The 26730-nt window shown below is 70.6% G+C and carries 24 protein-coding genes and 1 pseudogene; 15 read left to right on the top strand and 10 right to left on the bottom strand.

Features of this window, described 5'->3' with window-relative positions; all coding sequences use genetic code 11:
• Positions 1–217: 217 nt before the first annotated feature.
• The 11 genes from VS93_RS09295 (at position 218) to VS93_RS09250 (ending at position 12433) form a co-directional block, all read left to right on the top strand.
• Positions 218–1738, top strand: coding sequence for a sugar ABC transporter ATP-binding protein (locus tag VS93_RS09295; protein WP_236700435.1), 1521 nt, complete (start codon positions 218–220; stop codon positions 1736–1738).
• The gene (locus VS93_RS09290; RefSeq protein WP_394298807.1) at positions 1735–2775 is read left to right on the top strand and encodes an ABC transporter permease; all 1041 of its coding nucleotides are present in this window, start codon (positions 1735–1737) and stop codon (positions 2773–2775) included. The genes VS93_RS09295 and VS93_RS09290 overlap by 4 nt, the downstream gene beginning before the upstream one ends.
• Entirely contained in the window at positions 2765–3166 is a 402-nt protein-coding gene (locus VS93_RS32900) for a hypothetical protein (RefSeq protein WP_338022706.1), read from the top strand. Before VS93_RS09290 ends, VS93_RS32900 begins: the two co-directional genes overlap by 11 nt.
• Positions 3079–3837, top strand: coding sequence for an ABC transporter permease (locus tag VS93_RS09285; protein ID WP_338022705.1), 759 nt, complete (start codon positions 3079–3081; stop codon positions 3835–3837). Before VS93_RS32900 ends, VS93_RS09285 begins: the two co-directional genes overlap by 88 nt.
• 7 nt (positions 3838–3844) lie before the next feature.
• Entirely contained in the window at positions 3845–4918 is a 1074-nt protein-coding gene (gene rhaS, locus VS93_RS09280) for a rhamnose ABC transporter substrate-binding protein (protein ID WP_046469568.1), read from the top strand.
• A gap of 54 nt (positions 4919–4972) precedes the next feature.
• Entirely contained in the window at positions 4973–5290 is a 318-nt protein-coding gene (locus VS93_RS09275; protein ID WP_046469567.1) for an L-rhamnose mutarotase, read from the top strand.
• Between the two features lie 41 nt (positions 5291–5331).
• Complete coding sequence (gene rhaI / locus VS93_RS09270; protein ID WP_046469566.1) at positions 5332–6498, top strand: L-rhamnose isomerase; 1167 nt, start codon at positions 5332–5334, stop codon at positions 6496–6498.
• 44 nt (positions 6499–6542) lie between these two features.
• Positions 6543–8597, top strand: coding sequence for a bifunctional rhamnulose-1-phosphate aldolase/short-chain dehydrogenase (locus tag VS93_RS09265; protein ID WP_046469565.1), 2055 nt, complete (start codon positions 6543–6545; stop codon positions 8595–8597).
• Positions 8598–8854: 257 nt separating this feature from the next.
• A complete protein-coding gene (locus VS93_RS09260) occupies positions 8855–10309 on the top strand; it encodes a rhamnulokinase (protein WP_046469564.1) in 1455 nt (484 codons plus the stop codon).
• 217 nt (positions 10310–10526) lie between these two features.
• Positions 10527–11285, top strand: a complete 759-nt coding sequence (locus tag VS93_RS09255; protein WP_046469563.1) for a TetR/AcrR family transcriptional regulator — start codon at positions 10527–10529, stop codon at positions 11283–11285.
• A gap of 110 nt (positions 11286–11395) precedes the next feature.
• Positions 11396–12433, top strand: a complete 1038-nt coding sequence (locus VS93_RS09250; protein WP_156184745.1) for a neutral zinc metallopeptidase — start codon at positions 11396–11398, stop codon at positions 12431–12433.
• 46 nt (positions 12434–12479) lie between these two features.
• Here the strand turns inward: VS93_RS09250 and VS93_RS09245 are convergent, their stop codons facing one another.
• Positions 12480–13856, bottom strand: a complete 1377-nt coding sequence (locus VS93_RS09245) for an FAD-dependent oxidoreductase (protein ID WP_046469562.1) — start codon at positions 13854–13856, stop codon at positions 12480–12482.
• A 112-nt stretch (positions 13857–13968) separates the two neighbouring features.
• Here VS93_RS09245 and VS93_RS28985 point away from each other — a divergent pair, with 112 nt between their 5' ends.
• Positions 13969–14142 (top strand): hypothetical protein, encoded by a 174-nt coding sequence (locus VS93_RS28985; protein ID WP_156184744.1) that lies wholly within the window; start codon positions 13969–13971, stop codon positions 14140–14142.
• An 87-nt stretch (positions 14143–14229) separates the two neighbouring features.
• Here the strand turns inward: VS93_RS28985 and dxs are convergent, their stop codons facing one another.
• The 9 genes and pseudogenes from dxs to VS93_RS09200 all read right to left on the bottom strand — a co-directional run bounded on the left by dxs (position 14230) and on the right by VS93_RS09200 (position 25098).
• Positions 14230–16146, bottom strand: a complete 1917-nt coding sequence (dxs, locus tag VS93_RS09240; RefSeq protein ID WP_046469603.1) for a 1-deoxy-D-xylulose-5-phosphate synthase — start codon at positions 16144–16146, stop codon at positions 14230–14232.
• 161 nt (positions 16147–16307) lie between these two features.
• Positions 16308–16871, bottom strand: coding sequence for a G/U mismatch-specific DNA glycosylase (mug, locus tag VS93_RS09235; protein WP_046469561.1), 564 nt, complete (start codon positions 16869–16871; stop codon positions 16308–16310).
• A gap of 21 nt (positions 16872–16892) precedes the next feature.
• Positions 16893–17612, bottom strand: a complete 720-nt coding sequence (locus tag VS93_RS09230) for a sulfite exporter TauE/SafE family protein (protein ID WP_046469560.1) — start codon at positions 17610–17612, stop codon at positions 16893–16895.
• A gap of 589 nt (positions 17613–18201) precedes the next feature.
• Positions 18202–19463, bottom strand: a pseudogene (locus VS93_RS09225) (sugar ABC transporter permease).
• Positions 19463–20248 (bottom strand): ATP-binding cassette domain-containing protein, encoded by a 786-nt coding sequence (locus tag VS93_RS09220; protein WP_046469559.1) that lies wholly within the window; start codon positions 20246–20248, stop codon positions 19463–19465. The pseudogene VS93_RS09225 and the gene VS93_RS09220 overlap by 1 nt, the downstream one beginning before the upstream one ends.
• Positions 20249–20377: 129 nt before the next feature.
• Positions 20378–21487 carry a substrate-binding domain-containing protein gene (locus tag VS93_RS09215; RefSeq protein ID WP_236700434.1) on the bottom strand — a complete coding sequence of 370 codons (1110 nt, stop codon included), beginning with the start codon at positions 21485–21487 and terminating at the stop codon, positions 20378–20380.
• Positions 21488–21758: 271 nt separating this feature from the next.
• Positions 21759–22937: an ROK family transcriptional regulator gene (locus VS93_RS09210; RefSeq protein ID WP_046469557.1), complete on the bottom strand. Its 1179-nt coding sequence runs from the start codon at positions 22935–22937 to the stop codon at positions 21759–21761.
• Positions 22938–23105: 168 nt separating this feature from the next.
• Positions 23106–23351, bottom strand: a complete 246-nt coding sequence (locus tag VS93_RS09205) for a hypothetical protein (protein ID WP_046469556.1) — start codon at positions 23349–23351, stop codon at positions 23106–23108.
• Positions 23352–23469: 118 nt separating this feature from the next.
• Positions 23470–25098 (bottom strand): molybdopterin-dependent oxidoreductase, encoded by a 1629-nt coding sequence (locus tag VS93_RS09200; protein WP_046469602.1) that lies wholly within the window; start codon positions 25096–25098, stop codon positions 23470–23472.
• Between the two features lie 226 nt (positions 25099–25324).
• Between VS93_RS09200 and sigK the strand changes: the two genes are divergently transcribed.
• From sigK to VS93_RS32890, 3 genes are read left to right on the top strand one after another with little or no spacing between them, the layout of a single operon-like run.
• A complete protein-coding gene (sigK, locus tag VS93_RS09195; RefSeq protein ID WP_201776585.1) occupies positions 25325–25894 on the top strand; it encodes an ECF RNA polymerase sigma factor SigK in 570 nt (189 codons plus the stop codon).
• A complete protein-coding gene (locus VS93_RS32895) occupies positions 25891–26253 on the top strand; it encodes a zf-HC2 domain-containing protein (protein ID WP_338022704.1) in 363 nt (120 codons plus the stop codon). Before sigK ends, VS93_RS32895 begins: the two co-directional genes overlap by 4 nt.
• Before the next feature lie 8 nt (positions 26254–26261).
• On the top strand, positions 26262–26636 hold the full coding sequence (locus tag VS93_RS32890) for an anti-sigma factor (RefSeq protein ID WP_338022703.1): 375 nt from the start codon (positions 26262–26264) through the stop codon (positions 26634–26636).
• The last annotated feature ends 94 nt before the right edge of the window (positions 26637–26730 follow it).

Raw genomic sequence — 26730 nt, 5'->3', positions numbered from 1 at the left:
CGGACTCGAGGGATCGGGACGTTCACGTCGATTAAAACGTGTCAATAGCCAAGTATAGCAACGGCCGTGCACAGCGAGCGGATTCCAGTAACCGGCTTCCTGCCCCCTTACGACCTCGCCCCCCTTGACGGAATCGAGTGAGACATCTAACGTCACCGTTGATTAAAACGTTTTTTAAACGCCGTCGACGACGGCTCTCCGTTCGAAGGAGGGCGCCGTGACCGCTCACCCCCAACCGCCTCCGCTCCTGTCTCTGGTGGGGGTGACCAAATCCTTCGGCACGGTCCACGCCCTCCAGGGCGTGTCCCTGGACGTGTGCGCGGGCGAGGTCCACGCACTGTGCGGCGAGAACGGAGCCGGCAAGTCCACTCTGGTGAAAGCGGTCGCGGGCGTGCACCGTCCGGACGCGGGGCACATCGAGGTCGCCGGAACCCCCGTGTATTTCTCCGCCCCCGCGGACGCCCAGCGGGCCGGCGTCGCCGTGATCCACCAGGAACCCACCCTCTTTCCCGACCTCTCCGTGGCCGAGAACATCTTCATGGGACGGCAGCCGCTCGCGCGGGGCCGCCGCATCGACCGCGCGGCCATGCACGCCGAATGCGACCGGTTGTTCGCCCGCCTCAGTGTGCGCATCGCACCGGACCGGCCCGCCCGCGGCCTGTCGATCGCCGACCAGCAACTGGTCGAGATCGCCAAAGCGCTGTCCTTCGACGCCCGGGTACTGGTCATGGACGAACCGACCGCGGCGCTGTCCGGAACCGAGGTGGACCGGCTGTTCGCGATCGCGCGGTCACTGCGGGACAGGGGCACGGCGGTCGTGTTCATCTCGCACCGCTTCGACGAGGTGTTCGCCCTGTGCGACCGGATCACCGTCATGCGCGACGGCCGGCACATCTCCACCGACCCCGTATCGGACCTGAGCATGGACGCGGTGGTCCGCCGCATGGTGGGACGCGATGTGGACACCCTCTTCCCGAAGGAGGACACCGAGAAGGGCCGGACCGTCCTCGAGGTCGAGGTGCTGACCCGCGCCGGCGTCTTCTCCGATGTCGGGTTCAGGGTCCGTGTGGGAGAGATCGTCGCACTGGCCGGCCTGGTGGGGGCCGGGCGCAGCGAAGTGGTCCGGGCTCTCTTCGGCGTCGACCGCTACGACTCCGGGACAGTGCGCATAGCCGGCTCGCTCCTGCCTCCGGGCCGCCCTGCCGCCGCCATGGCCGCCGGTGTCGCGCTGGTACCGGAGGACCGCCGCAACCAGGGCCTGGTCATGGAGCTCTCGACCGGTCGCAACGCGACACTTACCCGCCGCTGGGCGCTGAGCCGTTTCGGCCTGCTGCGCCGCCGCGCCGAAGAGCAGGCGGCCCGGTTCTGGATCGAGCGCCTCCAGGTCAAGGCCGGCTCGCTCACGGAGCCGGTCGCCACGCTCTCCGGCGGCAACCAGCAGAAGGTCGTGCTCGCCAAGTGGCTGGCCACCGAACCGCGTGTGCTCATCGTCGACGAACCCACCCGCGGCATCGACGTGGGCACCAAGGCCGAGGTCCACCGGCTGCTATCGCGCCTGGCCGGACAGGGAATCGCCGTCGTCATGGTCTCCAGCGAGCTGCCAGAGGTACTCGGCATGGCCGACCGCGTGCTGGTCATGTCCGAGGGGCGGATCACCGCCGAACTCTCCCGCGAAGAGGCGACGGAGGAGTCCGTCATGCATGCCGCGACGACCCGCGCAATGGAGGTGTCCGGGTGAGCGCCCCTGTCGGCGAGGCACCCGTTCAGAGGGACGGCTCCGGGAAGCCTCGCACCGGCCGGCGGGTCCGCCAGGTGCGCGAGCTCGGCATCCTTCTCGCCCTTGTGCTGCTGGTCGCGGTCACCACGCTGTACAACCCCGGCTTCCTGATGGCGCAGAACGTCCGCGACCTGCTGCTTGGCGCGACCCTGCTGACCATCCTCGCGGTCGGCCAGTCGATGGTCCTCATCACCCGCAACGTGGACCTGTCCGTCGGCTCGGTGCTGGGCCTGTCGGCGTTCGCCGTGGGCGTCCTGTTCGTGTCGTTCCCCGGCCTGCCGGTACCGCTGGCCGCGCTGGCCGGAGTGCTGGTGGGTACCGCGTGCGGGCTGGTCAATGGGCTGCTCGTGGCGGCCACACGGGTTCCGGCGCTGGTGGTCACCCTGGGCACGCTCTACATCTTCCGCGGCATCGACCACTGGTGGGCCTCCGGACGACAGATCAACGCCGCGGACATGCCGCCCGCGTTCCTGGGGATCGGCCGCGCCACGGTGCTGGGACTCCCGGTGCCCGCGCTCCTCGCGCTCGCCGTGGTCCTGGCGGCCGGCTGGTGCCTGAGCTCCTATCGCAGCGGGCGCGAACTCTACGCCGTGGGATCCGATCCGCACGCGGCCCGGCTCGCCGGCATACCGGTGGACCGCCGCGTCTTCATCCCCTTCGTGGTCAACGGCTCGCTCGCCGGATTGGCGGGGGTGCTCTACGCGGCGCGGTTCGGCACCGTCGACGCCACGGTCGGCACCGGGCTGGAACTGGAGGTCGTCGCGGCCGCCGTGGTGGGCGGTGTGGCGATCTTCGGCGGCAGCGGCACCGTGTACGGCGCCGCCCTGGGGGCGCTGCTCCTCACCACGATCGGCGCCGCCCTGCCCGTCCTGCGCGTCGACGCCTTCTGGCAGCAGGCGATCGTGGGCCTGCTCATTCTGGTCGCGATCGGTCTGGACCGGCTCCTGGCGCTGCGTACCGCCCGCCGGCTCCGAGGAGGTGGATCCCGTGGCGCCTGATGTCCGCACGCCACCCGCCGGCGGCTCCGCCGCCGCGCGGCGCCCGCGAGGACGGCGGCGAGCGCCCCGGTCGGCGCTGAACAGCCGAGGGGGGTCCGTCATCGGCGCGCTGCTCGTGTCGGTCCTCGCCGCGTCCCTCTTCGTCGAGGGGTTCGCCACCGGGCGCAACGGCGGGTTCCTGATCCTGGACGTCGCGGCGGTCGCGCTGATCGCGCTGCCCATGACCCTGATCGTCATCACCGGCGAGATCGACCTGAGCGTCGCCAGCACACTGGGACTGACCAGCGCCGCCATGGGCCAGTTGTGGGTCATGGGGGTCCCCCTGGAGACCATCGTCCGCTGTGCCTGCTGCTGGGCGCGGCGCTGGGCGCGGTCAACGGGCTGCTGGTGACACTCGCCGGGCTGCCGTCGCTGGCGGTCACCATCGGAACCCTGGCGCTGTACCGGGGCCTGGCCTACGTGGTCCTGGGCGACCGGGCCGTCGCCGACTTCCCGATCTCCTGGACCACCGGGGCGACCGAGCGCGTGGTGGGAACCCCCCTTCCCTGGGTCGCCCTGCTGATCGCCGCGCTCGCGGCGGTGTTCGGTGTGCTGCTGCACGCCACCCCGGTCGGGCGCTCGCTCTACGCCCTCGGCAGCAGTGCCGAAGCGGCCCGCTTCTCCGGCATCCCCGTGCGCCGCACCAAGTTGTGGCTCTTCGTGGCCTCAGGAACCGTGGCGTCGCTGGCCGGAGTGTTCTGGACGCTGCAGTACGGCAGCGCGCGGGCCGACAACGCCTTCGGGCTCGAACTGTCGGTGGTCGCCGCCGTCCTCCTCGGCGGAGTGTCGATCTTCGGCGGCAGGGGCACGCTGCCCGGGGTCATCGGCGGCGTGCTGCTGCTGGGCACGATCCGCAATGCGCTCCAGCTCGCCGATGTCTCCTCCGACGTACTGAACATCGTCACCGGGCTGCTGCTCGTCCTCTCCGTGGTGCTCCCGAACGCCGTCGCGCGAATGCGGCGGCCCGCGCCGCCTCTCTACCGGAACCCGCACCCGTCTTCCGTCCCACACGACAAGGGGTGATCCTCCCATGCTGCCGACCCTGATCAGATACGGCGCGGCCACCGCGGCCATCGCGGGGCTGGTGCTGACCTCAGCGTCCTGCGGTGGCACCACCCGCGGCGACACCGACGACAGCGGTGCCGGCGGCCCGGCCGGTGAGGCCGACCCGAACGCCGAGATACCCGAGGGCCTGGAGATCGCGTTCCTGCCGAAACAGCTCAACAACCCCTACATGACCATCGCCGGCGACGGCGGTAAGGAGGCGGCGGCCGAGGTCGGGGGCGAGTTCAAACAGGTCGGCCCCTCCGAGGCCACCGCGTCCTCACAGGTCAGCTACATCAACACGCTCAGCCAGCAGGGCAGCGACGTCATCGCCATCGCGGCCAACGACCCCAACGCCGTGTGCAGCGCTCTCGGGCAGGCCAAGCAGGCGGGAGCGGTGATCGTCAGCTACGACTCCGATACCGACCCCGACTGCCGCGATGTCTTCATCAACCAGGCCACGGCCGAGGACATTGCGCGGACGCAGATCGAGATGGTCGCCGAGCAGATCGGCGGGGACGGCGAGATCGCGTTCTTGTCGGCCACCCCCAACGCCACGAACCAGAACACCTGGCTGGAGCTGATGGAGGCGGAACTCGAGAAGGACGAGTACTCCGGGATCGAGGTGGTCGACACCGTCTACGGCAACGACGAGGACCAGAAGTCCTTCGACGAGATGCAGGGACTGCTGCAGAGCCATCCCGACCTCGAAGCCGTCGTCTCCCCCACGACCGTGGGCCTCGCCGCCGCGGCCCGCTACCTGAGCGGCTCGGACTACAAGGGCGAGGTCGGGCTGACCGGTCTGGGCGAGCCGAACCAGATGAGCGAGTACGTGAAGGACGGCACCGTCGAGGAGTTCGCGCTGTGGGACCCCGGTGAGCTGGGCTACCTGGCCGGCTACGCGGGCGCCGCGCTGGCTGCCGGGCGGATCACCGGAGCCGAGGGGGAGACCTTCGAGGCGGGAGAGCTCGGTGAGTACCGGATCGGGGAGAACGGCGAGATCGTCCTCGGCCCGCCCACGGTCTTCAACGAGGACAACGTCGATGACTTCGATTTCTGAGGGGCCCGCGGGGCGGCTCCGCCCCCATCGGCCGTGCGCGTGGGAGGAGGGGACATGCAGCGCGTCTGTTTCCTGCTGAAGGTGCGGCAGGACCGGCTGTCCGAGTACCGCGAGCGCCACGCCGCCGTGTGGCCAGAGATGCTGGCGGCCCTGCGAGAAGCCGGGTGGCGCAACTACTCGCTGTTCTGCCGCGACGACGGACTGCTCGTCGGCTACCTGGAGACGCAGGACTTCGCCGCGGCGAAGGCGGCGATGGCGCGTACCGACGTCAACGCCCGGTGGCAGGCCGAGATGGCCCCCTTCTTCGAGGAACTCGACGGGCGGCCGGACGAGGGCATGGCTCCCCTGACCGAACTCTTCCACCTGGAATGACGCCCCGCCGCCCGATCCGACCCGGCAAAGGAGTCCCGCTCATGTCCATCCCCGACGCCGTCGCCTCCGCGCTCCGGCACCAGGCCATCGAACTCCCGTCCTGGGCGTTCGGCAACAGCGGAACCCGGTTCAAGGTGTTCGGCCAGCCCGGGGTGCCGCGCACCCCGGAGGAGAAGCTCGCCGACGCCGCGCAGGTGCACCGCTACACCGGCATCGCCCCGAGCGTTGCCCTGCACATCCCCTGGGACGAGGTCGGCGACTACGGCGTGCTCGCCGCCCGCGCCGAGGAGCTGGGTATCCGGATCGGCACGATCAACGCCAATGTCTTCCAGGACGACGACTACCGGCTGGGCAGCGTCACCAACCCCGAGCCGCGTGTGCGCCGCAAGGCCCTGGACCATCTGCTCCACTGCGTCGACGTCATGGACGCCACGGGTTCGCGCGACCTGAAGCTGTGGTTCGCCGACGGCACCAACTACCCCGGGCAGGACGACATCGCGGCCCGCCAGGACAGGCTCGCCGAGGCACTGGAGGCCGTCCGCGCCCGGCTCAGCGGGAACCAGCGCATGCTGCTGGAGTACAAGCTGTTCGAGCCGGCGTTCTACACCACCGACGTTCCGGACTGGGGGACGGCCTACGCCCACTGCCGCACGCTCGGCGCCAGGGCACAGGTCGTGGTGGACACCGGGCACCACGCTCCGGGCACCAACATCGAGTTCATCGTCGCGTTCCTGCTCCGCGAGGGAAAGCTCGGCGGCTTCGACTTCAACTCCCGCTTCTACGCCGACGACGACCTCATGGTGGGCGCCGCCGACCCCTTCCAGCTGTTCCGGATCATGCGCGAGGTGGTGCGCGGAGGGGGCCTGGACCGGGGTGCGGGGATCGCGTTCATGCTCGACCAGTGCCACAACATCGAGCCCAAGATCCCCGGGCAGATCCGCTCGGTGCTCAACGTCCAAGAGGCCACGGCCAAAGCCCTGCTCGTGGACACCGGCGCCCTGTCCGCCGCCCAGCGCTCCGGAGACGTGCTGGGCGCGAACGCGGTGCTGATGGACGCCTACAACACCGACGTCCGCCCCCTGCTCGCCGACCTCCGCACGGGCCTCGGCCTGGATCCCGACCCGATGAGGGCGTTCGAGCGCTCCGGCTACCTGGAGAGGATCTCCGCCGACCGGGTCGGCGGGCAGCCGGCCGGGTGGGGCGCCTGAACCGGCGCACGCACCGACCGGCACCGGAGACAGGAGAGGACAGAATGACCGAACAGACGACCCGCCCCCAGGTGGCGGCGCTGCTGGAACGCTCGCACCGGCTGGGGGCGGATCCGCGCAACACGAACTACGCCGGCGGCAACGCCTCGGCGAAAGGCGAGGCCACCGACCCGGTCACAGGCGGCCCCGTGGAGCTGATGTGGGTCAAGGGATCCGGCGGCGACCTGGGGACGCTGCGCGAGTCCGGGCTGGCGGTGCTGCGGCTGGACCGGCTGCGGGCGCTCACCGGGGTCTACCCGGGCGTCAACCGCGAGGACGAGATGGTCGCGGCGTTCGACTACTGCGCGCACGGCAAGGGCGGCGCAGCGCCGTCCATCGACACGGCGATGCACGGGCTGGTCGAGGCCGCGCACGTCGACCACCTGCACCCCGACTCCGGGATCGCACTGGCCTGCGCCGCCGGCGGCGAGAAGCTCACCGCCGAATGCTTCGGCGACCGGGTGGCGTGGGTACCCTGGCGGCGCCCCGGTTTCCAGCTCGGCCTGGACATCGCCGAGATCAAGCGTGAGAACCCGGGCGCGATCGGGGTGGTCCTGGGCGGGCACGGCATCACCGCGTGGGGGGCGACCAGCGAGGAGTGCGAGTCGAGTTCGCTGGAGATCATCCGTACCGCCGAGCGGTTCATCGCCGAGCGCGGCGCCGCGCGACCACACCCTTTCGGAGAGGTCATCGACGGCCACGCGGCACTCCCCGAGGCGCAGCGGCATGAGCGCGCGGCCGCGCTGCTGCCCATTGCGCGCGGTCTGGCCTCCACCGACCGGCCGCAGGTGGGCCACTACAACGACTCCGGGGAGGTGCTGGACTTCGTCTCGCGCGCCGAGCACCCTCGCCTCGCCGCACTGGGAACCTCCTGCCCCGACCACTTCCTGCGCACCAAGGTGCGCCCCCTGGTCCTCGACACGGCGCCGGACGCCCCGCTGGAGGAGGCGGCGGCGCGGCTGCGGGAACTGCACGCCGGGTACCGCGAGGACTACCGCGGCTACTACGAGCGGCACGCCGCGGCGGACTCGCCTCCGATACGGGGCGCCGATCCGGCCATCGTGCTGGTCCCCGGCGTCGGCATGTTCTCCTTCGGGGCGGACAAGCAGACGGCCCGCGTGGCGGGCGAGTTCTACGTCAACGCGATCAACGTCATGCGCGGCGCGGAGACGCTCTCGGAGTACGCGCCCATCCCGGAGTCGGAGAAGTTCCGCATCGAGTACTGGGCGCTGGAGGAGGCCAAGCTGCGCCGCAGGCCGGAACCGAAACCACTGGCCGCCCGGGTCGCCCTGGTGACCGGTGGCGGATCGGGCATCGGCAGGTACACCGCACGCCGGCTCGCCGCCGAGGGAGCCTGTGTGGTGGTGGCCGACAGGGACGCCGAGCGGGCGGCCGCGGTCGCCGGCGAACTCGGCGGCGGCGATGTGGCGGTGCCGGTCGCCGCGGACGTCACCGACCCCGCCGAGGTATCGGCCGCCCTCCGCTCGGCCGTGCTCGCCTTCGGCGGGGTGGACCTGGTGGTCAACAACGCGGGCCTGTCGATCTCCAAACCGCTGCTGGAGACCACGGAGGAGGACTGGGACCTGCAGCACGGCGTGATGGCGCGCGGCTCGTTCCTGGTCGCGCGTGAGGCCGCCCGGATCCTGATCGACCAGGGGATGGGCGGCGACATCGTGTACGTCTCCAGTAAGAACGGCGTCTTCGCCGGCCCGAACAACATCGCCTACGGCGCGGCGAAAGCCGACCAGGCCCACCAGGTCAGGCTGCTCGCCGCCGAGCTGGGCGAGTACGGGATCCGGGTCAACGGCGTGAACCCCGACGGGGTCGTGCGCGGTTCCGGCATCTTCGCCGGCGGCTGGGGTGCCGAGCGCGCAGCCCTCTACGGGGTGCCCGAAGAGGAACTGGGCGCCTTCTACGCCCAGCGCACCCTGCTCAAACGCGAGGTGCTCCCGGAACACGTCGCCAACGCTGTCTACGCCCTGACCTGCGGGGAGCTCAGCCACACCACCGGCCTGCACATTCCCGTCGACGCGGGAGTGGCGGCGGCGTTCCTGCGCTGACTCCCCCGGCCCCGCGCCCCGAGACCCACGGGTTCACCGGCGAACCGACGGAATCGGGCACCACGAGGCACCGGCCCCGCACGCAGACAGGGTGCGGCCGGTGTGGGGGACCCCCTGATTCCAGCCAACCCGATCACGCCGCTCCTGTGCCACGGAAACCCCGCACGTGTGGACGGCGAAAGGCCACGCCGGTCCCGGGCGTTCCCGCGCCGGGAGGAGGTCCCAGGACCGGCGGCCGCAAGCAGAAAGGCCGTTCCGTGCCCCACACCGCCACCTTCACTGCCGTCGACCTCGGCGCCTCCAGCGGCCGCGTCATCACCGGTCGTGTAGGCCGCGCCGAACTGCGGCTGGCGGAGGTCCACCGCTTCGGCAACCACCCGGTCCGGCTGCCGAGCGGCCTGCACTGGAATGCTCCCGGACTGTACCGGGAGGTCCTCGACGGCCTGCGGGCGGCCGCCGCGCACGCCCCGGTCTCGGTCGGGGTCGACTCGTGGGGGGTCGACTACGGACTGCTCGACGCGACCGGGGCCCTGCTCGGTCTGCCCCACCACCACCGCGACGGCCGCACCGAGGGCGTGGCCCACGCGGTCACCGACGCTTTCGGCCCCCAGGCCCTGTACGCGGCGAACGGGCTGCAGTTCCTGCCGTTCAACACGCTCTTCCAGCTCGCCGCCGCCCGGGGCGGCCCGCAACTGGACGCCGCCGCCACCCTGCTCCTCATCCCCGACCTGCTCGCCTACTGGCTCACCGGCCAGCGGGGCGCGGAGGTCACCAACGCCTCCACGACCGGCCTCCTCGACGTCCGCACTCGCCGCTGGTCCGCTTCCCTGGCCGAGGCCGCCGGCATCCCCCTTTCGCTGCTGCCCGCATTGCGGCATCCCGGACAACGGATCGGCCCCCTCCTTCCCGACGCCGCGGAGGAAACCGGGCTGGCCGACACCGAGGTAACGGCCGTCGCCTCACACGACACCGCTTCGGCCGTCGCCGCCGTGCCCGCGCTCACCGGGCGGTTCGGCTACATCTCCTGCGGCACCTGGTCCCTGGCCGGGCTGGAGCTGCCCGGCCCCATCACCACCGGCGCCGCACGCGCCGCACGCTTCACCAACGAGCTCGGGATCGACGGTACGAACCGCTTCCTGCGCAACATCATGGGCCTGTGGCTGGTCCAGGAGAGCCTGCGCGCCTGGGACCTGCGCGACGACGCGCTCCCCGCGCTGCTCGCCGACGCCGCCCGCGCCGCGCCGTTCGCCTCGCTGATCGACGCCGGCGACTCCCGGTTCCTGTCTCCCGGAGACATCCCCTCCCGGATCGCCGGGTACTGCCGGGAGACCGGGCAGCCGGCGCCCGATGGTCGCGGGGAACTGCTGCGCTGCGTGCTGGAGAGCCTGGCTCTGGCCCACCGCGCCACCCTGCGCCGCGCCGCTGCGCTGGCCGGTCGGGACATCGAGGTCGTGCACCTAGTGGGCGGGGGTGCCCGCAACGAGCTGCTGTGCCAGTGGACCGCCGATGCCCTCGGCCTTCCCGTGGTCGCCGGCCCGGTGGAGGCCACCGCCATCGGCAACATCATCGTCCAGGCGCGCGCCCACGGCGCCGCGGCGGATCTCGCCGGCCTGCGCCGGCTAGTCCACGACACCCAGGAACTGCGGCATCACAGCCCGAGCGGGGACCGGACGGCATGGGACGCGGCTGCCGCCCGGCTCGGCCTGGAATGAGGCCGGGTCCCGGCATCGGGCAGCACGCCCGCCCGGTTCCGCCGGCGGAAATCGCCCTTCGCCTGCTGTTAGCGTTGGGCGGATAGAGTCGGGCCGGTGCGCACAGGCCGACCGGTACCGGCGCTGGCACTGCACAACTCGCTGGACCGCGCTTCTGTCGCTGTCAGCGCGATGCGGGGCATATCCGTTCCAGCGACAAGCGCAATAAGGAAGACCCGTGGCGAAACAGGGAGCATCGGTGCGGCTCAGCGGGGAGGCGCCAGCGGGCACGGCTCCGTCCCGGCGTGAGCGTGTCCGCGAGGCCACACTCCGCGAGATCAAGGGGATCGCGCGCCGGAATCTGAGCGAGCACGGAGCGAGCGGTGTTTCGCTGCGCGCCATCGCCCGCGAGATGGGAATGACGGCCCCCGGTCTCTACCGTTACTTCGCCAGCCTCGACGACCTGGTGGTCTCGCTCAAGGCCGACTTCTACAACGAACTCGCCGAGGCGGTCGGCAGCGCCGAGGAGTCGCTTCCGCCCGACGACGTCGACGGCCGCCTGCACGCGGCGCTGCGCGCCTTCCGCACCTGGGCGCTGGCCAACCGCGCGGAGTTCGCCCTGCTGTTCGGCCCGCAGTACGACCGGCCGCGCGGCAGCCCCGCTATCGAGGCCGGCCGGCGCTTCGCCGCGACGTTCTTCGCCCTCTTCGACCGGTTGCTGGAGGAACGGCGCTTCACCCCTCCCGATGAGGACGGGATCTCCCCCGCTCTCCGCCGCCAGCTGGAGGCGTTCGCCGAAAGGACCGGGTTCACCACCGACAACGCCTCCAACGGTGCGCTGCACGTCATGATGTCCTGCTGGGTGCGCCTCTACGGCCTGGTCTGTATGGAGGTCTTCCAGCACCTCTCGGTGGTCATGGACGACATGGAGCCGCTCTTCGAAGCGGAGCTCCGCGACATCCTGGAGGGGCTGGGTGTGACGTATCGCGCCCCCTGACGTCTGATTCCGGCCACGGGCGTGGAGGCATCGCGCTACCTTCCCGCCACATGTCCGAATAGGTTGATCCTCACGCTTACCCCCGCGGAGTACAACAGAAGGATCGCCCCTTGGACACCACCCCTGGCGGTGAGCAGCAGATGCCCGGCCCTCCCCGAGGTCGGCCCCCCGGAACCGCACCGCACGGTCTGGCGCCCCCTGCGCAGCACACCGGTGGCCCCGCCCCCTATGCCCGGATCCCGCCGCACGGCCATCCGTTCCCGCCCCCGCCCCCACCGAGGCGGCGTTCGCCCACCGCGGTCTGGGGATCCGTGGGCGGCTCGATGCTCGCCGCTCTGGTCGCTCTGCTGATCAGTTTCGCCCTGCTCATGAACTCCGCGGGCTCGGCCGAGCCCGCGGCCACGGCCGAGGATCCGTCGACGCACTTCGACTCGCGGCTGGACCGGCCGCCGTCCCCGCTCGACCTCGACCTCGAGGAGCACCCGCTCTACGAGATGTCGGCACCGTCGACGGGCAGCTGCGACCTCCCCGACCTCGACACGTCCTCGGCCGACTCCTGGGAGGCCTTCAGCCAGGAGATCGGGCTCTGCCTGGACGAGTTCTGGCAGCCGCACCTGGAGGATCTCGGCCTGCGCACGGACACCCCCTCGTTCCACGTCACCGAGCAGAACCCCGACACCGGCATCCAGGAGGGCGTGACCCTGGCCTACTACGAGGGGGAGAAGCTCAGCATTACTGTGGTGCTGCCCAACGTCACCGAGCTCGCCGAGAACATCCCGGACGACCGGCAGGAGGGCGTCTGGTCCGCTCTGCTGGGGCACGAGTACGGGCACCACGTCCAGCAGGCCTCCGGCATTCTGGACAAGGCGGCCGAGATGGAGGTCGACGCCTCGTCGGAGCTGGAAGCGCTGGAGGCCCTCCGCCGCACCGAGTTGCAGGCCGAATGCCTGGGCGGCATGGCGATGCAGGGGATCGGCGTCTTCGACACCGGTGAGCTCAACGAGATCAACCGGTTTCTGAACGGAGGGAACGACCTGCCCACCCATGGCAGCGCCCGCAACCGCCAGCACTGGTTCGACCAGGGGCGCTCGCAGGACTCCCTGGAGAGCTGCAACACCTACGGCGCGGCTCCGTCGCTGGTGCGCTGAGCTGCGCGGCCTGCGCGGCGGCTGCCGCCGGCCCTGAGTCCCGAGGTCAGCCGTTCGCGCGGAGCGCCCCCATGGCGTCGTAGAACTCGTCCCAGCCGAGCAGCTTCACCCGCTCGCCCCGGCCCAGCGCCGCGGCGCGGTCGGCCTCGGCCGCGTCGATGGCCAGCCAGTCCGCGTAGTCGCTGACGATGGCACCGGAGCCTTGGAGAACCTGCTCCACGGGCTCCGGCTCGGCCCCGCCTCGCGCGGCCCTCAGCTCCGGCGCGTCGTCGAGCAGGGCGCGCACCGTGGCCGCGGCGTCGGACTTGTTCGTGCCGATCACCCCCGTGGCTCCGCGCTTGATCCAGCCGGCCGCGTACTGGCCGGGAAGCACGTTCCCGCCGGAGCCCAGTACCCGGCCACCGGTGTGGGGGACGGTCCGCGCGGTCCCGTCGAACGGGACACCGGCCAGCGGGACGCCCATGTAGCCGATGGAGCGGAACACCATCCCGACGTCGAGCGTCTCGTGTTCACCAGTGCCCACCAGGCGCCCCTCGGTGTCGAGCGTGGTGTTCTCGACGCGTAGCCCCGTGACGCGGTCCTCGCCCAGGATGGCGACCGGCCGCGTCCAGAACCGCAGGTCGATGCGGCGCGGTTTGCCTTCAAAGGGCCGCTCCGCCCATTCCCTGAGGATCCTCAGGTTGGTCCGCGCTGCGCGGGCGGCCCCCAGCATCGCCTCGCTGTTGGGGTCGATGTCGACCTGCTCGGGACGCACGACGACATCGGCGTTGTCCAGCGCACCGAGATCCTTGAGCTCGGGCGCGGTGAACTTGGCCTGGAGCGGGCCCCTGCGGGCCAGCAGATGGATCCGGCGGATCTTGCTGGCCGCGAGGACGTCCAGCATCGGCTGCGGGATGTCGGTGGCGCTCAGTTCCTCCGCGCTCTTGGCGAGGATGCGTGTGACGTCCAGCGCGACGTTTCCGGCACCGACGACCGCGACCTCCTCCGTGTCCAGTAGAAAGCGCTCCACCTCGGTGTCGGGGTGGCCGCAGTACCAGTTCACGAAGTCGGTGGCCGCGACACTGCCCGCCAGGTCCTCTCCGGGGACGTCGAGCCGCCTGTCGACGCTGGCGCCGGTGGCGTAGATGACGGCGTCGTAGGCGCGGGCCAGGTCGTCGCGGCCGATGTGCCGACCGAACTCCACTCCCCCGATGAAGCGCACCCCCGGATGCTCCAAGACGCCGCGCAGCGTCCGGGCCACTCCCTTGATCTTGGTGTGGTCGGGCGCGACACCGTAACGCACCAGCCCGTAGGGGGTGGGCAGCCGGTCCAGCACATCCACGGCCACCGTCTCGCGGTTCTGCCGGGTGAGGGCGTCGGCCGCGTAGATTCCCGCGGGGCCGGATCCGATCACCGCGACGCGCAGGGGGGTGAGAGAGCTCATACTCCCATTCTCACCCATCACGCGCACCGCGGTCCGCTGTCCCGCGACGCATCGGAAAAGAGATGATGGGGCAGACGCCTCACTCTCCGCGGGACCGGACCAAGGGGGACCGATGTCGGAACTCTTTCTCGCGCTGATGATCGTCACCCTGCTCACGACCGGTGTGGTCCTGATCTGGGGAACCGTGCAGACGCGCGGTGGACCGCTGCCGGCCGAGCTGAACCGCGCGGTCGTCGTCCTGGCCGCCGTGACGGTGGTCTTGGCCGCAGCCTCGCTTGTGGCCTGACCACCGCCCCGCCGTACCGGCGAGAAGCCGGGGCGCGGGCCGGCCGCTCCCCGGGAGGGGACGGACCGGCCCCGGTGGCATCCGGCCTCAATTGGCGGGTTCGTCCTCCAGGGACTTCTCGGCGCGGCGGGAAACGGTCTCGGTGAGCCTGCGGGCGAGGTCTTGCGGAGTCAGTCCCATCTCGGCGAGGATGCCGTCGCGCTTGCCGTGCTCCAGGAACTCCTGCTCGACACCGTAGGTGCGGACGGGGATGTCCAGTTCGGCGTCGCGCAGGGCGCGGGCCACGGCGTCGCCGACGGCACCCACCCGGCCGTTGTCCTCGACGACGGCGACAACACGGTAGCGGGCCGCCTCCTCGACGAGCGCGCCGTCGAGGGGCTTGACCCAGCGGGGGTCGATGACGGTGACCCCGAGGCCCTGGGCGGCCATGCGGTCGGCGACCTCGCAGCAGGTCTCGGCCATCGCGCCGACCGCGACCAGCAGCAGGTCCTCGGAGTGGCCGCCCCGTGTGGCGCGGCGCAGCACGTCCATCGAGCCGATGTGGCCGATCGCCGGGGTCTCGGCGGCGGCAGCGCCCTTGGGGTAGCGCAGCACGGTGGGGGCGTCGTCGACCTCGACGGCCTCGCGCAACTCCTCGCGCAACCGGACGGCGTCGCGCGGCACGGCGAGCCGCAGCCCGGGCACCACCTGCAGGATGGACAGGTCCCACATGCCGTTGTGGCTGGGGCCGTCCGTGCCGGTGATCCCGGCGCGGTCCAGGCAGAAGGTGACCCCTTGGCGGTGCAGGGCGGCGTCCATGAGCACCTGGTCGAAGCACCGGTTCAGAAAGGTCGCGTACACGGCGACCACGGGGTGCACCCCGCCCATCGCAAGACCGGTGGCGGAGGTGGCGGCGTGCTGCTCGGCGATGCCGACGTCGTAGATGCGGTCGGGGTAGGCATCGGCGAACGCGGCCAGTCCGGTGGGGTGCAGCATGGCGGCGGTGATGGCCACGAGGTCCTCGCGCTCGGCGCCGAGGGCGACCATCTCCTCGCTGAAGACCTTCGTCCATTCCACACCGCCCGACTTGGGCTCCGACTCGCCGGTCTCGGCGTCGAAGACACCGGTCGCGTGGAACTGGTCCACCTCGTGGTTCTCGGCCGGGGCGTACCCCTTGCCCTTCTGGGTCAGGCAGTGCACGATCACCGGCCCGCCGAAGTCGCGCGCCCGCCGCAGCGCCTTCTCCACCATCTGCGTGTCGTGGCCGTCGATCGGCCCCAGGTACTTCAGCCCCAGGTCCTCGAACATCATCTGGGGCTGTATGGCGTCCTTGATCCCCTTCTTCAGCCCGTGCAGGGCGTCGTAGAGGGGCTGGCCGACCACGGGAGTGCGGTTGAGCGTGGTCTTGGCGAAGTCGAGCGCGTGCTCGTAGCTCTGCGACAGCCGCAACGAGGCCAGGTGGTCGGCGAGGCCGCCCATGGTCGGCGAGTAGGAGCGGCCGTTGTCGTTGACGACGATGACGACGCGGCGGTTCTCACCCAAGGCGATGTTGTTCACCGCCTCCCAGGCCATGCCGCCGGTGAGGGCGCCGTCGCCGATGACCGCGGCGACCGCGCGGTCGCCGTGCCCCTGGAGCTCGTTGGCCTTGGCCAGGCCGTCGGCGTAGGAGATCGCGGTGGAGGCGTGCGAGTTCTCGATGAAGTCGTGCTCGGACTCGGCGCGCGCGGGGTAGCCGGAGAGTCCGCCTTCGCTGCGCAGCCGGGAGAAGTCGTGCCGGCCGGTGAGGATCTTGTGCACGTATGACTGGTGTCCGGTGTCGAACAGGATCGGCTCGCGCGGCGAGTCGAAGACGCGGTGCAAAGCGATGGTCAGCTCGACGACACCGAGATTGGGGCCCACATGCCCACCGGTCCGCGAGAGCTCGGAGACGAGGAATTCCCGGATCTCTCCCGCCAACCGTGGGATCTGCTCGGCGGAGAGTTTCTTTACGTCGTCCGGGCTGTGCATCGACTCGAGCAGCGTCACCCTCGTCATTCCCCTCATCCAGCGTGCGTGCGAACCGAGTGCGCGTCCCCGGCCTGCTCCCAGCACGGCGCGCACTGACCAGCTCTGAGTTTATGAGTCCTATGAAGCGCGTTTACCCGAACATATCTCGGACGTGACCCATAGCGCGGACGCCTTACCCGTTATCCGTCTTCGATCACCGGCTCCCAGTTCCGGTTCCGCAGCCGTTCCAATTCGCCCGCGATGGCGTCCGCGCTCCACTGCGCGTTCAGGCCGCTGGGGTTGGGCAGCACCCATACCGGGATCCCGGCGACCTCGTCCGACTGGGGGCCGATACGGGCGCGCTGACGGCCGAATGCCTGGCGGTAGGCCGTTACACCGAGCACCGCCAGCACAGCGGGGCGGAACTCGGCCACCCTGCGGGTGAGGGCTTCGCCGCCCTCACGCAGCTCGTCCGCCGTGAGCTCATCGGCGCCCGCTGTGGCCCGGGGAACCAGGTTGGTGATACCGAGGCCCCACCGCGGCAGCAGGTGCTGTTCCGAGGGGGCCAGCCGCCGCGGGGTGAAACCCGCGCGGTGCAGTGCGGGCCAGAACCTGTTCCCGGGCCGGGCGAAGTGGTGACCGGTGTAGCCGGAGTACAGGCCGGGGTTGATACCGCAGAAGAGCACATCGAGCCCTGGGGCGATGACATCAGGGATCGTCACGCCGTGTGCGGCCGCCAGCTGGTCCTTTGTCGGTCTCGACATCGCACTCGCAGCCTACCCGGATCAGAGCAGCGAGCGGGCGACCAACGCCAGACCGGAGACCGTCACCACGGTGACCAGGGCTACGCGCATCCGGCCCACGTCGACGATCCGGCGCAGCGGGCTCCCCGCCATGAACCCCGCGACGACGACCGGAACGAACAGCAGCCCCGCCTGGACCTCGGCAGCGGACAGCTGGCCGGCAGCGGCCAGCACGCCGAGCGAGATCACCGCGCCGAACAGGAAGAACCCGGCGAGCGTGCCGCGTATTTTGGGGGCGGGTTCGTGCTGGTAGAGCAGGGCGATCGGCGGTCCGCCGATCGATGTCGCGGTACCGGTGACTCCCGACAGCGTCCCGGCCGCCATCAGAGAGCCCGGGGTGATACGCACCCGCACCGACCAGAGGGACAGGACCACGGCGATGAGCACCATGACCCCAACGGCCGCCCCCAGCATCTCCGGACCCAATACGGCCACCACCCACGCCCCGGCGAGCGAACCGGGGACACGCCCCGGAAGGCCCCAGGTCAGGCCGTGCCAGTCGATGTGCCGCCATTCCCGGACCATGCTGAGCGCCGGAAGCGCGATCGTCGCGATGAGCATCGAGCCCGGCATGAGTGCCGGTTCCAGGAAGGAGATCACCGGCGCGGCCACGAGTCCGAGCCCCAGGCCGACACTGCTTTGCACCGCCGCTCCGGCCAGTACGGCGAGCCCGGCGATCAGGAAGAACGAGAGATCCGGCATGGATCGGCAGCGTATATCTCCCCTAACCCAGTAGGGATTAAGAGGTAGGAGGACCGGATGCTTTTCCTCCAGGGGTCCACCGGTCCCCCGGAACGGGGCACGCCTCTGCGGTCACCCCGTCGATACGGCCTCCACCAGGCCGGGGATCCGCCAGTGCCAGGGGGCGCGGAGGCGGTCACCTCGGTTATCGCCACCTTTCCAGCGTCCGGCGCCGTGCTCTCCGGGGCCCGCGGTTCCACCTCGGACTCGCCGCGATCCGGCGGACCCAGCGCGATCACGTCGCCGACACCGGTCTCGTGCGGTCGGCTCTGAATTCCCATCGGTCAACACTCCCCCGAGACAGAAGGGCCGGTCCACCAGCGATGATGGCGCGCGAACATCTGAACAACGTTGGTACGCCATTAGAGAGGTACTAGAGAAGGGAAGCGGCGCCGCGGGGTACCGCGGGCCTCCTCGCCGCACCGGACCGGAGCGCACAGCGCACGCGAAGGCGCCCCCGGAGGGGAGGGTCTCCGGGGGCGCCTCGGTTCCGGTCGCGCGCACCGGGGAGTGGGAGTGTTCGGCGGCGCGGCCGGGTTCGGGGGGACGGTCAACCTCGGGCGTGCGTCTTGCGGCTGCGCCGGGACATCGCGTCCAGGGTGACGGCGATCAGCAGCACCATGGCCGTGATCATGAACCGGACCGAGGAGTCCATCTGGATCAGGTACAGGCCCGAGGTGATCGCGCCCAGGACGAGTCCGCCCAGCAGCGCCGAGTAGGCGTTGCCGCGACCGCCGAAGAGGCTGGTGCCGCCGATCACCGCGGCAGCGATCGCCATCATCAGCTCCTCGCCGGCGGCCGTGTCCAAACTGGCGGAGAAGGAGCGCGAGACCATGAGGACACCGCCGGCGGCGGCCAGCATCGAAGCCAGGCCGAACACCGATATCCGGATGAGGTCGACGTTGATGCCGGCCCGGCGCGCCCCTTCGGCACTGCCGCCCACCGCGTACACCATCCGCCCGTAGCGGGTCTTGCGCAGCATGAGGTCGAAGGCCACAACGAATCCGACGAAGATCAGGAATGCCAGGGGCACCCCCTTGAACTGGTTCAGGACCGCGACCGCCGCGAAGACGGGAACCGCCAGCAGAGCGGTGCGGAAGAGGACCTCGCCCCGGGCTTCGCCGACAACCCGGCGGCGGCGCGCCGCTGCTCCCCTACGAGAGTGGTGGCGAGGTATACCCCGATGGCGACCGCGGCGATGCCCCAGCCGACCACGGGAACGAAGTAGGTCTGGGTCAGGTAGGCGATCGCACCGCTGTCGCTGACGTTGATCGTGCCGGCGTCACCGAGCAGGTAGAGCTGCGCACCCTGCCAGCCCAGCAACCCGGCCAGGGTGACGACGAACGCCGGGACGCCGACCTTCGCGAAGATCGTTCCGTGGATGATGCCGATGACCAGCCCGGTGCCGACAGCCGCCGCGATCGCGAACCATTCCGGCAGGCCCTGCCGGACGGCGAGGACCGCCAGCACCGCGGCGGAGACGCCGGCTACAGAGCCGATCGACAGGTCGATCTCGCCCAGCAGCAGCACCATGATCACACCGGTCGACATCAGCCCGACGGCGGCGATCTGCACGGTGAGGTTGGACAGGTTCTGCGCCGAGAGGAACCTCTCGTGCAGGGACTGGAAGACGATGCAGATGACGATGAGCCCGACGATCACCGGAATCGGCCCGAGTTCACCGCCGCGGATCCGGCGCATCCCGGCTTCGACGAGGCCGCGGGGCGAGGTGACGGAGACGATCAGCCGCGGATCCGGCGCGGGCGCGTTCGCGGCGTCGTGTCCGGGGGAAACGGGTGTCTGCTGGGCCATCACTCCTCCTCCGTTCCGGACACGGAGACGCGCCCGGATCGCCGTGCGACGGGGTTGTCCGCGGCACCGGTGATGGCCGCCACGATCTCCTCGTAGCTGGTCTCCTGGACGGGGAAGTCCCCGGCGTTGCGTCCCAGCCGCAGGACCGCCGCGCGATCGGCGACCGCCCGCACATCGGCCATGTTGTGGCTGATCAGCACGACGCCGAGCCCTTGGTCCCGGAGCCGCTCGATCAGGTCGAGCACCTGCGCGGTCTGGGCCACGCCGAGCGCCGCCGTGGGCTCGTCCAGCATGACGACCTTGGGGTCGCCCAGCAGCGAACGGGCGATCGCGATGATCTGCCGCTGTCCTCCGGAGAGAGAGGCCACCGGGACCCGCAGGCTGGGCATCTTCACCGACAGGGAGTCGAGCAGCGTCTGGGCGCGCCGCTCCATCTCCAGCTCGTCGAGGGTGCCGAGAACCGTCCGCTCCGAGCCCAGGAACAGGTTCGCGACGATGTCCAGGTTGTCACAGAGCGCGAGGTCCTGGTAGATGGTCGCGATCCCTAGACGCTGGGCGTCGCCCGGCTTGGAGATCGTCACCGGGTGGTTCTCCCATTTGATGGTGCCGCTATCGGCCGGGTTCACCCCGGCGATGACCTTCACCAGGGTGGACTTCCCGGCACCGTTGTCGCCCAGCAGGGCGACGACTTCCCCCGGGGCGACCTGCAGGTCCACCTCGCTGAGCGCCTGGACGGCGCCGAATCTTTTGGATATCCCGGACAGTTCCAGGACCGGTTTGCTCATCAGTGCTTTTCCTCAGGTTCCGCCCGCAGCGGGATGGCTCGGGGTGGTACGGCCGTGTAAGGCGGGTCGGCGCGCAGTGGCTTTCCCGGGGTGGGGCCGGCCGGGCCGGCCCCACCCCGCTGGCGCGGGTTACTGCTCGCCGTTGGCGGTCTTGCAGAAGTCGGTGCTGGCGTAGCGGTCGGTGCAGATCTCCTCGATGCTGTAGAAGCCATCGGAGACGACCGTGTCCTCCACGTTCTCCTCCGTGACGGCGATCGGCTCCAGCAGCACCGCCTTGACGGTCTCTCCGCTGCCGTCCTCGACCTCGGTGAGCCCTTTTTCGTCGTCGCCCTTGTACTCCTCGCCCGTGGCAGCGGCGACCGCCATCCCGGCGGCGACCTCGGCCTCCGGGCGGATCGCCTTGTACACGGTCATGTACTGCTCGCCGGAGATGATGCGCTGGATGCCCGCGATCTCGGCGTCCTGACCCGTGATGGGGGGCAGGTCCTCCACACCCGCGCTCTTCAGCCCGGCGACGATTCCGGCGGCCATGCCGTCGTTGGCGGAGTAGACGCCGACGATGTCGTCGGCTCCGACGGAGGTGATGGCGCCCTCCATCTGTTCCTGGGCCTTGTCCGGCGACCAGTCCGGGGTGTCGTACTCGGCACCTATATCGACGTGGCCCTTGAGGACCTCCATGACGCCGGCCTTGAAGTCGGCGGCGTTGGGGTCGGTCGGCGCTCCGTGGATCACGACGACCTCGCCGTCGTTGACCGTGTTCTCCTCTTCCAACGCCTCGAGGAGTGCCTCGCCCTGGGTCTTGCCGACGGTCTTGTTGTCGAAGGAGACGTAGTAGTCGACGCCGCCCTCGGCGAGGCGGTCGTAGGCGACCACGGGCACGCCCTGGCTCTTGGCATTGCTGACGATGCTGGCGGCGGATTCGGCGTCGACGGCGTCCAGCACCATCACGTCGATCCCCTCGGTCAGCATGGCATCGGCTTGGGCCTGCTGCTTGGCGGTCTCCTGGTCGGCGTTCTGGTAGGAGAGCGTGCAGTTCTCGCACAGCTCTTTGAGGGCCTCTTCGAAGTAGGGCTTGTCGAACTTCTCGTAACGCGCGGTCTTTGACTCCGGGAGCAGTAGACCGACGTTGAAGCCCTCCTCGACACTTGCCTCACCGCCGGCATCGCCGCCGGTGGTGGCACCACACCCGGCGGCCAGCAGTGCCAGTGCCGCAGCGGTGCTGACCGCCGTACGGTGCACGAATCCACTTCGCGTATTCAACGACTTCGACCTCCTGTCGGTGACCACCGGACGGCCTCGCGGACGGCTGGCGCGCCGCTGCGGATACGGGATGACGCCGGTGTATCGGTCGCGTGAAGTCAAACGCGCTGTGACATTGACGTCAACCCTTGAATGCATAACCGAAACGTTACGAGCATTGGGTTCAAGCCGTGAAATAAAAGTCTGCAGGTCACAGCGAGGAAGGCGGAGGGCGCGCTCCCGCGGCGTGCGGGGATCTTTACCCGGCCTTTTACCGCGCCGACTCCTCCACCGACGCCGTGGCCAGGCGCAACGCCCCCAATAGCGCCGCGTCCTCCCCGAGCTCCCCTTGGACGATCTTCAGATCGGACAGCGCGCTACCGAGCGTTCCCAGTTCCATCGAACGCCGCATCGGCTCCAGCAGCAGCTCCCCGGCTCCCGCCAGCTCTCCGCCGATGATCACCAGCTCCGGATTCACGAGGTTGGCGATGAGCGCGGTCGCCCGTCCCAGCGCCGAGCCGGCCTCGGCGATGATCCGCCGGGACCCCGGATCCGACGCGACCGCGGCATCGACCATCTCGGCGAGAGTCGCCGGGCCGGCGGAGTCGTCGTGCCGCGGCAGCATGTCGAGCAGATACGGGGCGCCCGCGATGGTCTCCAGGCAGCCGCGGTTGCCGCACCGGCACACCTGCCCCCGCTCGTCCAGCCCCATATGGCCGATCTCCCCCGCTGTACCGCCCGCTCCCCGCAGCAGCCGGCCGGCCACGATGATCCCGGCCCCTACACCGTGCGAGAGCCGCAGGTAGATGACATGTTCCAGACCACGTCCGCCACCTGCCCGGGCCTCCTCCAAAGCGCACAGGTTCGCGTCGTTCTCGGCGACCACCGGCAGGCCGAGGCGCTCGGAGAGGGCTTCTGCGGGACGGAAGCCGAACCAACGGGGGAAGCAGGACACGCTCCCGATCTCACCGGTCGTGACATCGATGGGCGTTGGAAGCGCTACGCCCATGGCCGTGACCATCGAGCGGTCCGTGCGCGCGCCGCCGAGCAGCGTCTCGGTGAGCCACACCGCGCGCCGCACCCCGCGCTCCGGATCGGCGGCGACATCGTAACCGATCGACTCCCTGGCCAGCACCGTCCCCTGGCCGTCGCCGAGCGCGGCCGTGATCCGCGTCGGCGCGAAATCGATCCCGATGACCGTGCCCGGTGGCCGCACCAGTGTGACCCCGCGGGCACGCCGGCCGTTCGACGAAGTCTCGCGCACGGACACGGTCCCGCATTCACGCAGGTCGCGAACGATATTGGAGATGCTCGCGGCGGACAGCCCCGTTGCGCGCGCGATCTCGGCCTGAGTGAGGGTCCCACTGGAACGCAGTGCCTCGATGACACGCCGCTGGTTCGCCCGGCGCAGTGCCGCCTGCGTGCCCGGTACCGCCTCGACGTCGGCCACGGCCCGCCCCCTTCCTCCTCGCCCGATGGCGCTGGTTGAAGCGAGCTTACAAGGCTTGAAGACACAGGAGCCCGATGCCCCCGGCGCTTCAAGGTACGCGGGGCCGACGCGGCGGCCCCGCGACCCGCTTTCCCCCGCGCCTCCGGCGTGGAGAGGGCGGCGCCCGGTTTACCCGTCGCCCTCCGTCTCCTCCTCGCCGTCCTCCATGGACTCGTCGCCTTCCTCCATGCCGTCCATGGAACCGTCGTCCTCCATCTCGTCCATGGAGTCGTCGTTCGTTTCTGCGTCCTCCTCGGTTTGGACCTCCTCGCCCCCCGTTTCGTTGTCGCAGGCGGCCAGGGGCAGCGCGATGAGCACGGCCGCACTCCCGGCGACGGCCAGGCGGCGCAGCAGGTTCAGCGTCTCAGCGGACATCCGTCACTCCTCCTCTTCCGGTGTTCCTCGGACTTGCAGATGCGGTGGGTACGCGGCGGCGTCCACCACCTCCGCACGGAGAGGCTCCGTGCGGCGTCTCGGGAGCGTCCTGCGACGCTCATCGGCCCGCGACCGTCACGTCGACCGCGTGCTGGCCCGTCGCCCCGTCGGGCGCGGGGTTCGAGGCGCGCGCGGTCTGGGTCTGCCCGTCGCGGTCGGTCGTTCGGACGGTCAGTCGGTGCTCGCCTGGTTCGGCCTCCCATTCGAACACCCACTGCCGCCAGGTGTCGGCCGTGTCCTCGGCCGCGAGGCGGGCCTCCTGCCAGGGGCCGTCGTCCACCCGGAGCTCGACCGCCTGCACCCCGACGTGCTGCGCCCAGGCCACTCCGGCCACCGGAACCGTCCCGGCCTCGACCGTGCCCCCCTCGTGGGGGGTATCGATGCGCGACTGGGGTTTGATCGGGGCCTGCTCCGCCCATCCCCGGGGGACCCAGTAGGCGTCGAAGGCGTCGAACGTGGTCAGTTCGAGCTCCACCAGCCACTTGCACGCCGACACGTAGCCGTAGAGGCCGGGAACGACCATGCGCACCGGGAAACCGTGCCTGCCGGGAAGCGGCCGCCCGTTCATACCGAGCGCGAGCATCGCGTCCCGGCCGTCCATAACGTCGGCCACGGGTGTGCCGATGCTCATGCCGTCATGGGAGCGCGAAACGAGCTGGTCGGCCGGGCCGCCGTCGCCGGGCGGGCGGACGCCCGCCTCCTGTAGCAGCGCCGCCAGTGGAACACCGATCCAGCGCGCGTTGCCGATATAGGAGCCGCCCACCGGGTTCGACACGCACGCCAGCGTGATGTCGCGCTCCATGAGATCGGACCGGTTCAGCAGGTCGTCGAAGGTGTACTCGCGTTCGGTGATCCCGCGGCCGTGGATCCGCAGCCGCCAGGTCGTGGCGTCGATCTGCGGCACCGAGAGAGCGGTGTCGATCCGGTAGAAGTCGTCGTTCGGGGTGAAGAACGGATCCAGGCCGGCCACGTCGAGTTCGGCCTCGTCCGGCAACGGGGCCGCAGGGGACGCCGGCCGGGGAAGGCGCACCGCATTGTTCGCCCGGGCGACCTCCAGCCGGGACGAGGCGTACCAGCGCGCGCCCAGGCCGCCGGCGGCGGAGAGCGCGGCGGCGGAGCTCGCCAGCAGAACGAACCGCCGCCGGTCGAATTCGCCGGGCGCGGGAGTTTCGGCCTCCTCGGTCCGGCCGCCGGTGTCGGGGTCGGAAGCGGCGCCGGCCGGTCCCGGTGTCCCCGGCGCCACTCTCAGCAGGAGGCGCAGCACCGCGATCGCTGCTCCCGCTCCGAGGACGGAGGGCAGCACGTCCAAAGGGCCGCCCTCGGGCCTGGTGAGTGCCGCGACGGCACCGATGGTCCCGAACAGCGCGATCCCGGCGTCCCCGAGCGGGCGCCGGCTCCGCGCCATGACACCGGTGGCCCCCGCGAAGGCGGCCAGAACCACGGCCATCCCCGCCAGCAGCACCGCCTTGTCGGCCGTGCCGAAGAGCGTGATCGCCAGTTCCTTCAACGGCCGCGGGACCAGATCAATGACCGTGGCCCCGACGGCGAGCAGGGGTGTCGCCTCCGGTTTGGTCAGCGCCCCGGCGACCTCGGCGACGGCCAGACCCGCGCCCGCTGCGACGACCCCGCACAGGGCGGCGGTCACCGGGCGGGGTCGCGGGCCGCCCGCCGCGTTCTTCCTCGACATGCTCTGCTGCTCTGACACACCCCTGTTTCGGTACCGCACCCGCCGGGGCGACCTCCCACGCATCACGAATCGGTAACTCCTGGCCTCGCGGAAAGAATTCCGGCACCGGTGTCGCCCTCCGCTTCGCGGCTCCGAATGAAACAGTGGACATGGACAAGAGCGCAGCGGCAGGGGTGAGACGGTGGAACAGGCGGAGCGGGCACCATTAGCGGACCTCCCGTTCGGGATCACCGGGGAGGATGGGCCGCCGGACGACCTGGGCGATCTGCTGCGCCGGACCGCCCTTGGCGACCTGGACGCCTTCGAGAGCGTCTACCGTGAGCTCTCCGGACCGGTGTTCGGGCTGGCGCAGCGGATACTCGTGGACCGGGCCCAGGCCGAGGAAGTGACCCAGGAGGTTTTCACGGAGATCTGGCGGCTGGCCGCGCGCTTCGACGCGGAACGCGGCGGGGTGCGCTCCTGGGTCCTCACCGTCGCACACCGCCGAGCGGTCGACCGGGTCCGCTCCGAGCAGGCGGCGACCAGCCGCATGGAGCGGGTCGGCCAGTTGGTTCCCGAGGCATCCCCCGCCGATGATGTGCCCGACCAGGTCGAGCATCGGTTGGAGCGGGAGAAGGTGCGGCGCTGCCTGCGGCGGCTCACCGAGATGCAAAGCGAGGTCGTCCGGCTGACCTACTACACCGGCTATACCCAGCGCGAGGCCGCTGAACTGCTGCGGGTTCCGTTGACCACCGTGAAGGGCCGACTGCGGGACGGTCTGGTCAAGCTGCGGGACTGCCTGGGGGTGGGCATATGAGCACGGACAACGAGGTCCACGGGCTGACCGCCGGCTATGCGGTCAACGCGCTGACCACCGAGGAGCAGGCCCGGGCCGAAGAGCATCTGGCCGAGTGCGAGGACTGCCACCGCGACCTGGCGGAGTTCCGCGCGACAGCGGTGCGGCTGGCCTACGCCGAGGCCCACCCCCCGGGCGAACACGTCTGGCGGAATCTGCGCTCGTCCGTTCCGAATGTCCGGCAACTGCCGCCGGAGACCGCTGAGAAGGCGCCGTCCCGGGGACCGGCCACGGTCACCTCACTGTCCCGGCGCCACCGGGTGCTGCCTTGGCTCGTCGCGGCGGCATGTCTGCTCCTGGCCGTCGCCATGGGCGGCTGAACCTGGCGATGAGCCAGCGCATGGAGGAGATGCGCACGAACACCGCCGAGGTCGAGGCACTGCTCATGGCCTCCGACGCCAGGATGAAGGAGGCTTCGGTCGCGCGCAGCGACGCGCGGGCGACCGTCTTCGCCTCCGAGCAGAAGGACTCCGTGATGATCGTGGTCGAGGGCCTGCCCGAAGCACCCGACGGGATGGCCTACCAGATGTGGCTGGTCAGCGACGGCGGCATGCGTTCCGGGGGAATGCTGGAGGAGCAGTCGGAGGGGATGCTCAGCGGTATGTCCAAGGAGCTGGGTTCCAGCGAGCAGATCGGGATCTCGCTGGAGCCCGACTACGGCATGCCCGAGCCCAGCGAGGAGCCGATGAAGGTGGAACTCTGATACGGCTCCGCCCCGAAGCGGCGCCAGAGGGCGGGTCCTGGACGCCGCCCCCGGAGCCCGCCCCGGCTGTTCCACCGCGCCACGGCCGGGGCGG

It is taken from the genome of Allosalinactinospora lopnorensis (assembly GCF_000981225.1).
GTDB lineage: Bacteria > Actinomycetota > Actinomycetes > Streptosporangiales > Streptosporangiaceae > Allosalinactinospora > Allosalinactinospora lopnorensis.
Note: the sequence above shows the minus strand (reverse complement) of the source record. Positions and strands in the feature narration are given on the sequence as shown.

Coding starts and splice junctions, on each gene's coding strand:
- rhaS (WP_046469568.1), top strand. CDS start 3,845: ATGCTGCCGACCCTGATCAGATACGGCGCGGCCACCGCGGCCATCGCG.
- VS93_RS09275 (WP_046469567.1), top strand. CDS start 4,973: ATGCAGCGCGTCTGTTTCCTGCTGAAGGTGCGGCAGGACCGGCTGTCC.
- rhaI (WP_046469566.1), top strand. CDS start 5,332: ATGTCCATCCCCGACGCCGTCGCCTCCGCGCTCCGGCACCAGGCCATC.
- VS93_RS09265 (WP_046469565.1), top strand. CDS start 6,543: ATGACCGAACAGACGACCCGCCCCCAGGTGGCGGCGCTGCTGGAACGC.
- VS93_RS09245 (WP_046469562.1), bottom strand. CDS start 13,856: ATGAGCTCTCTCACCCCCCTGCGCGTCGCGGTGATCGGATCCGGCCCC.
- VS93_RS28985 (WP_156184744.1), top strand. CDS start 13,969: ATGTCGGAACTCTTTCTCGCGCTGATGATCGTCACCCTGCTCACGACC.
- mug (WP_046469561.1), bottom strand. CDS start 16,871: ATGTCGAGACCGACAAAGGACCAGCTGGCGGCCGCACACGGCGTGACG.
- VS93_RS09230 (WP_046469560.1), bottom strand. CDS start 17,612: ATGCCGGATCTCTCGTTCTTCCTGATCGCCGGGCTCGCCGTACTGGCC.
- VS93_RS09220 (WP_046469559.1), bottom strand. CDS start 20,248: ATGAGCAAACCGGTCCTGGAACTGTCCGGGATATCCAAAAGATTCGGC.
- VS93_RS09205 (WP_046469556.1), bottom strand. CDS start 23,351: ATGTCCGCTGAGACGCTGAACCTGCTGCGCCGCCTGGCCGTCGCCGGG.
- VS93_RS09200 (WP_046469602.1), bottom strand. CDS start 25,098: ATGTCGAGGAAGAACGCGGCGGGCGGCCCGCGACCCCGCCCGGTGACC.
- VS93_RS32895 (WP_338022704.1), top strand. CDS start 25,891: ATGAGCACGGACAACGAGGTCCACGGGCTGACCGCCGGCTATGCGGTC.
- VS93_RS32890 (WP_338022703.1), top strand. CDS start 26,262: ATGAGCCAGCGCATGGAGGAGATGCGCACGAACACCGCCGAGGTCGAG.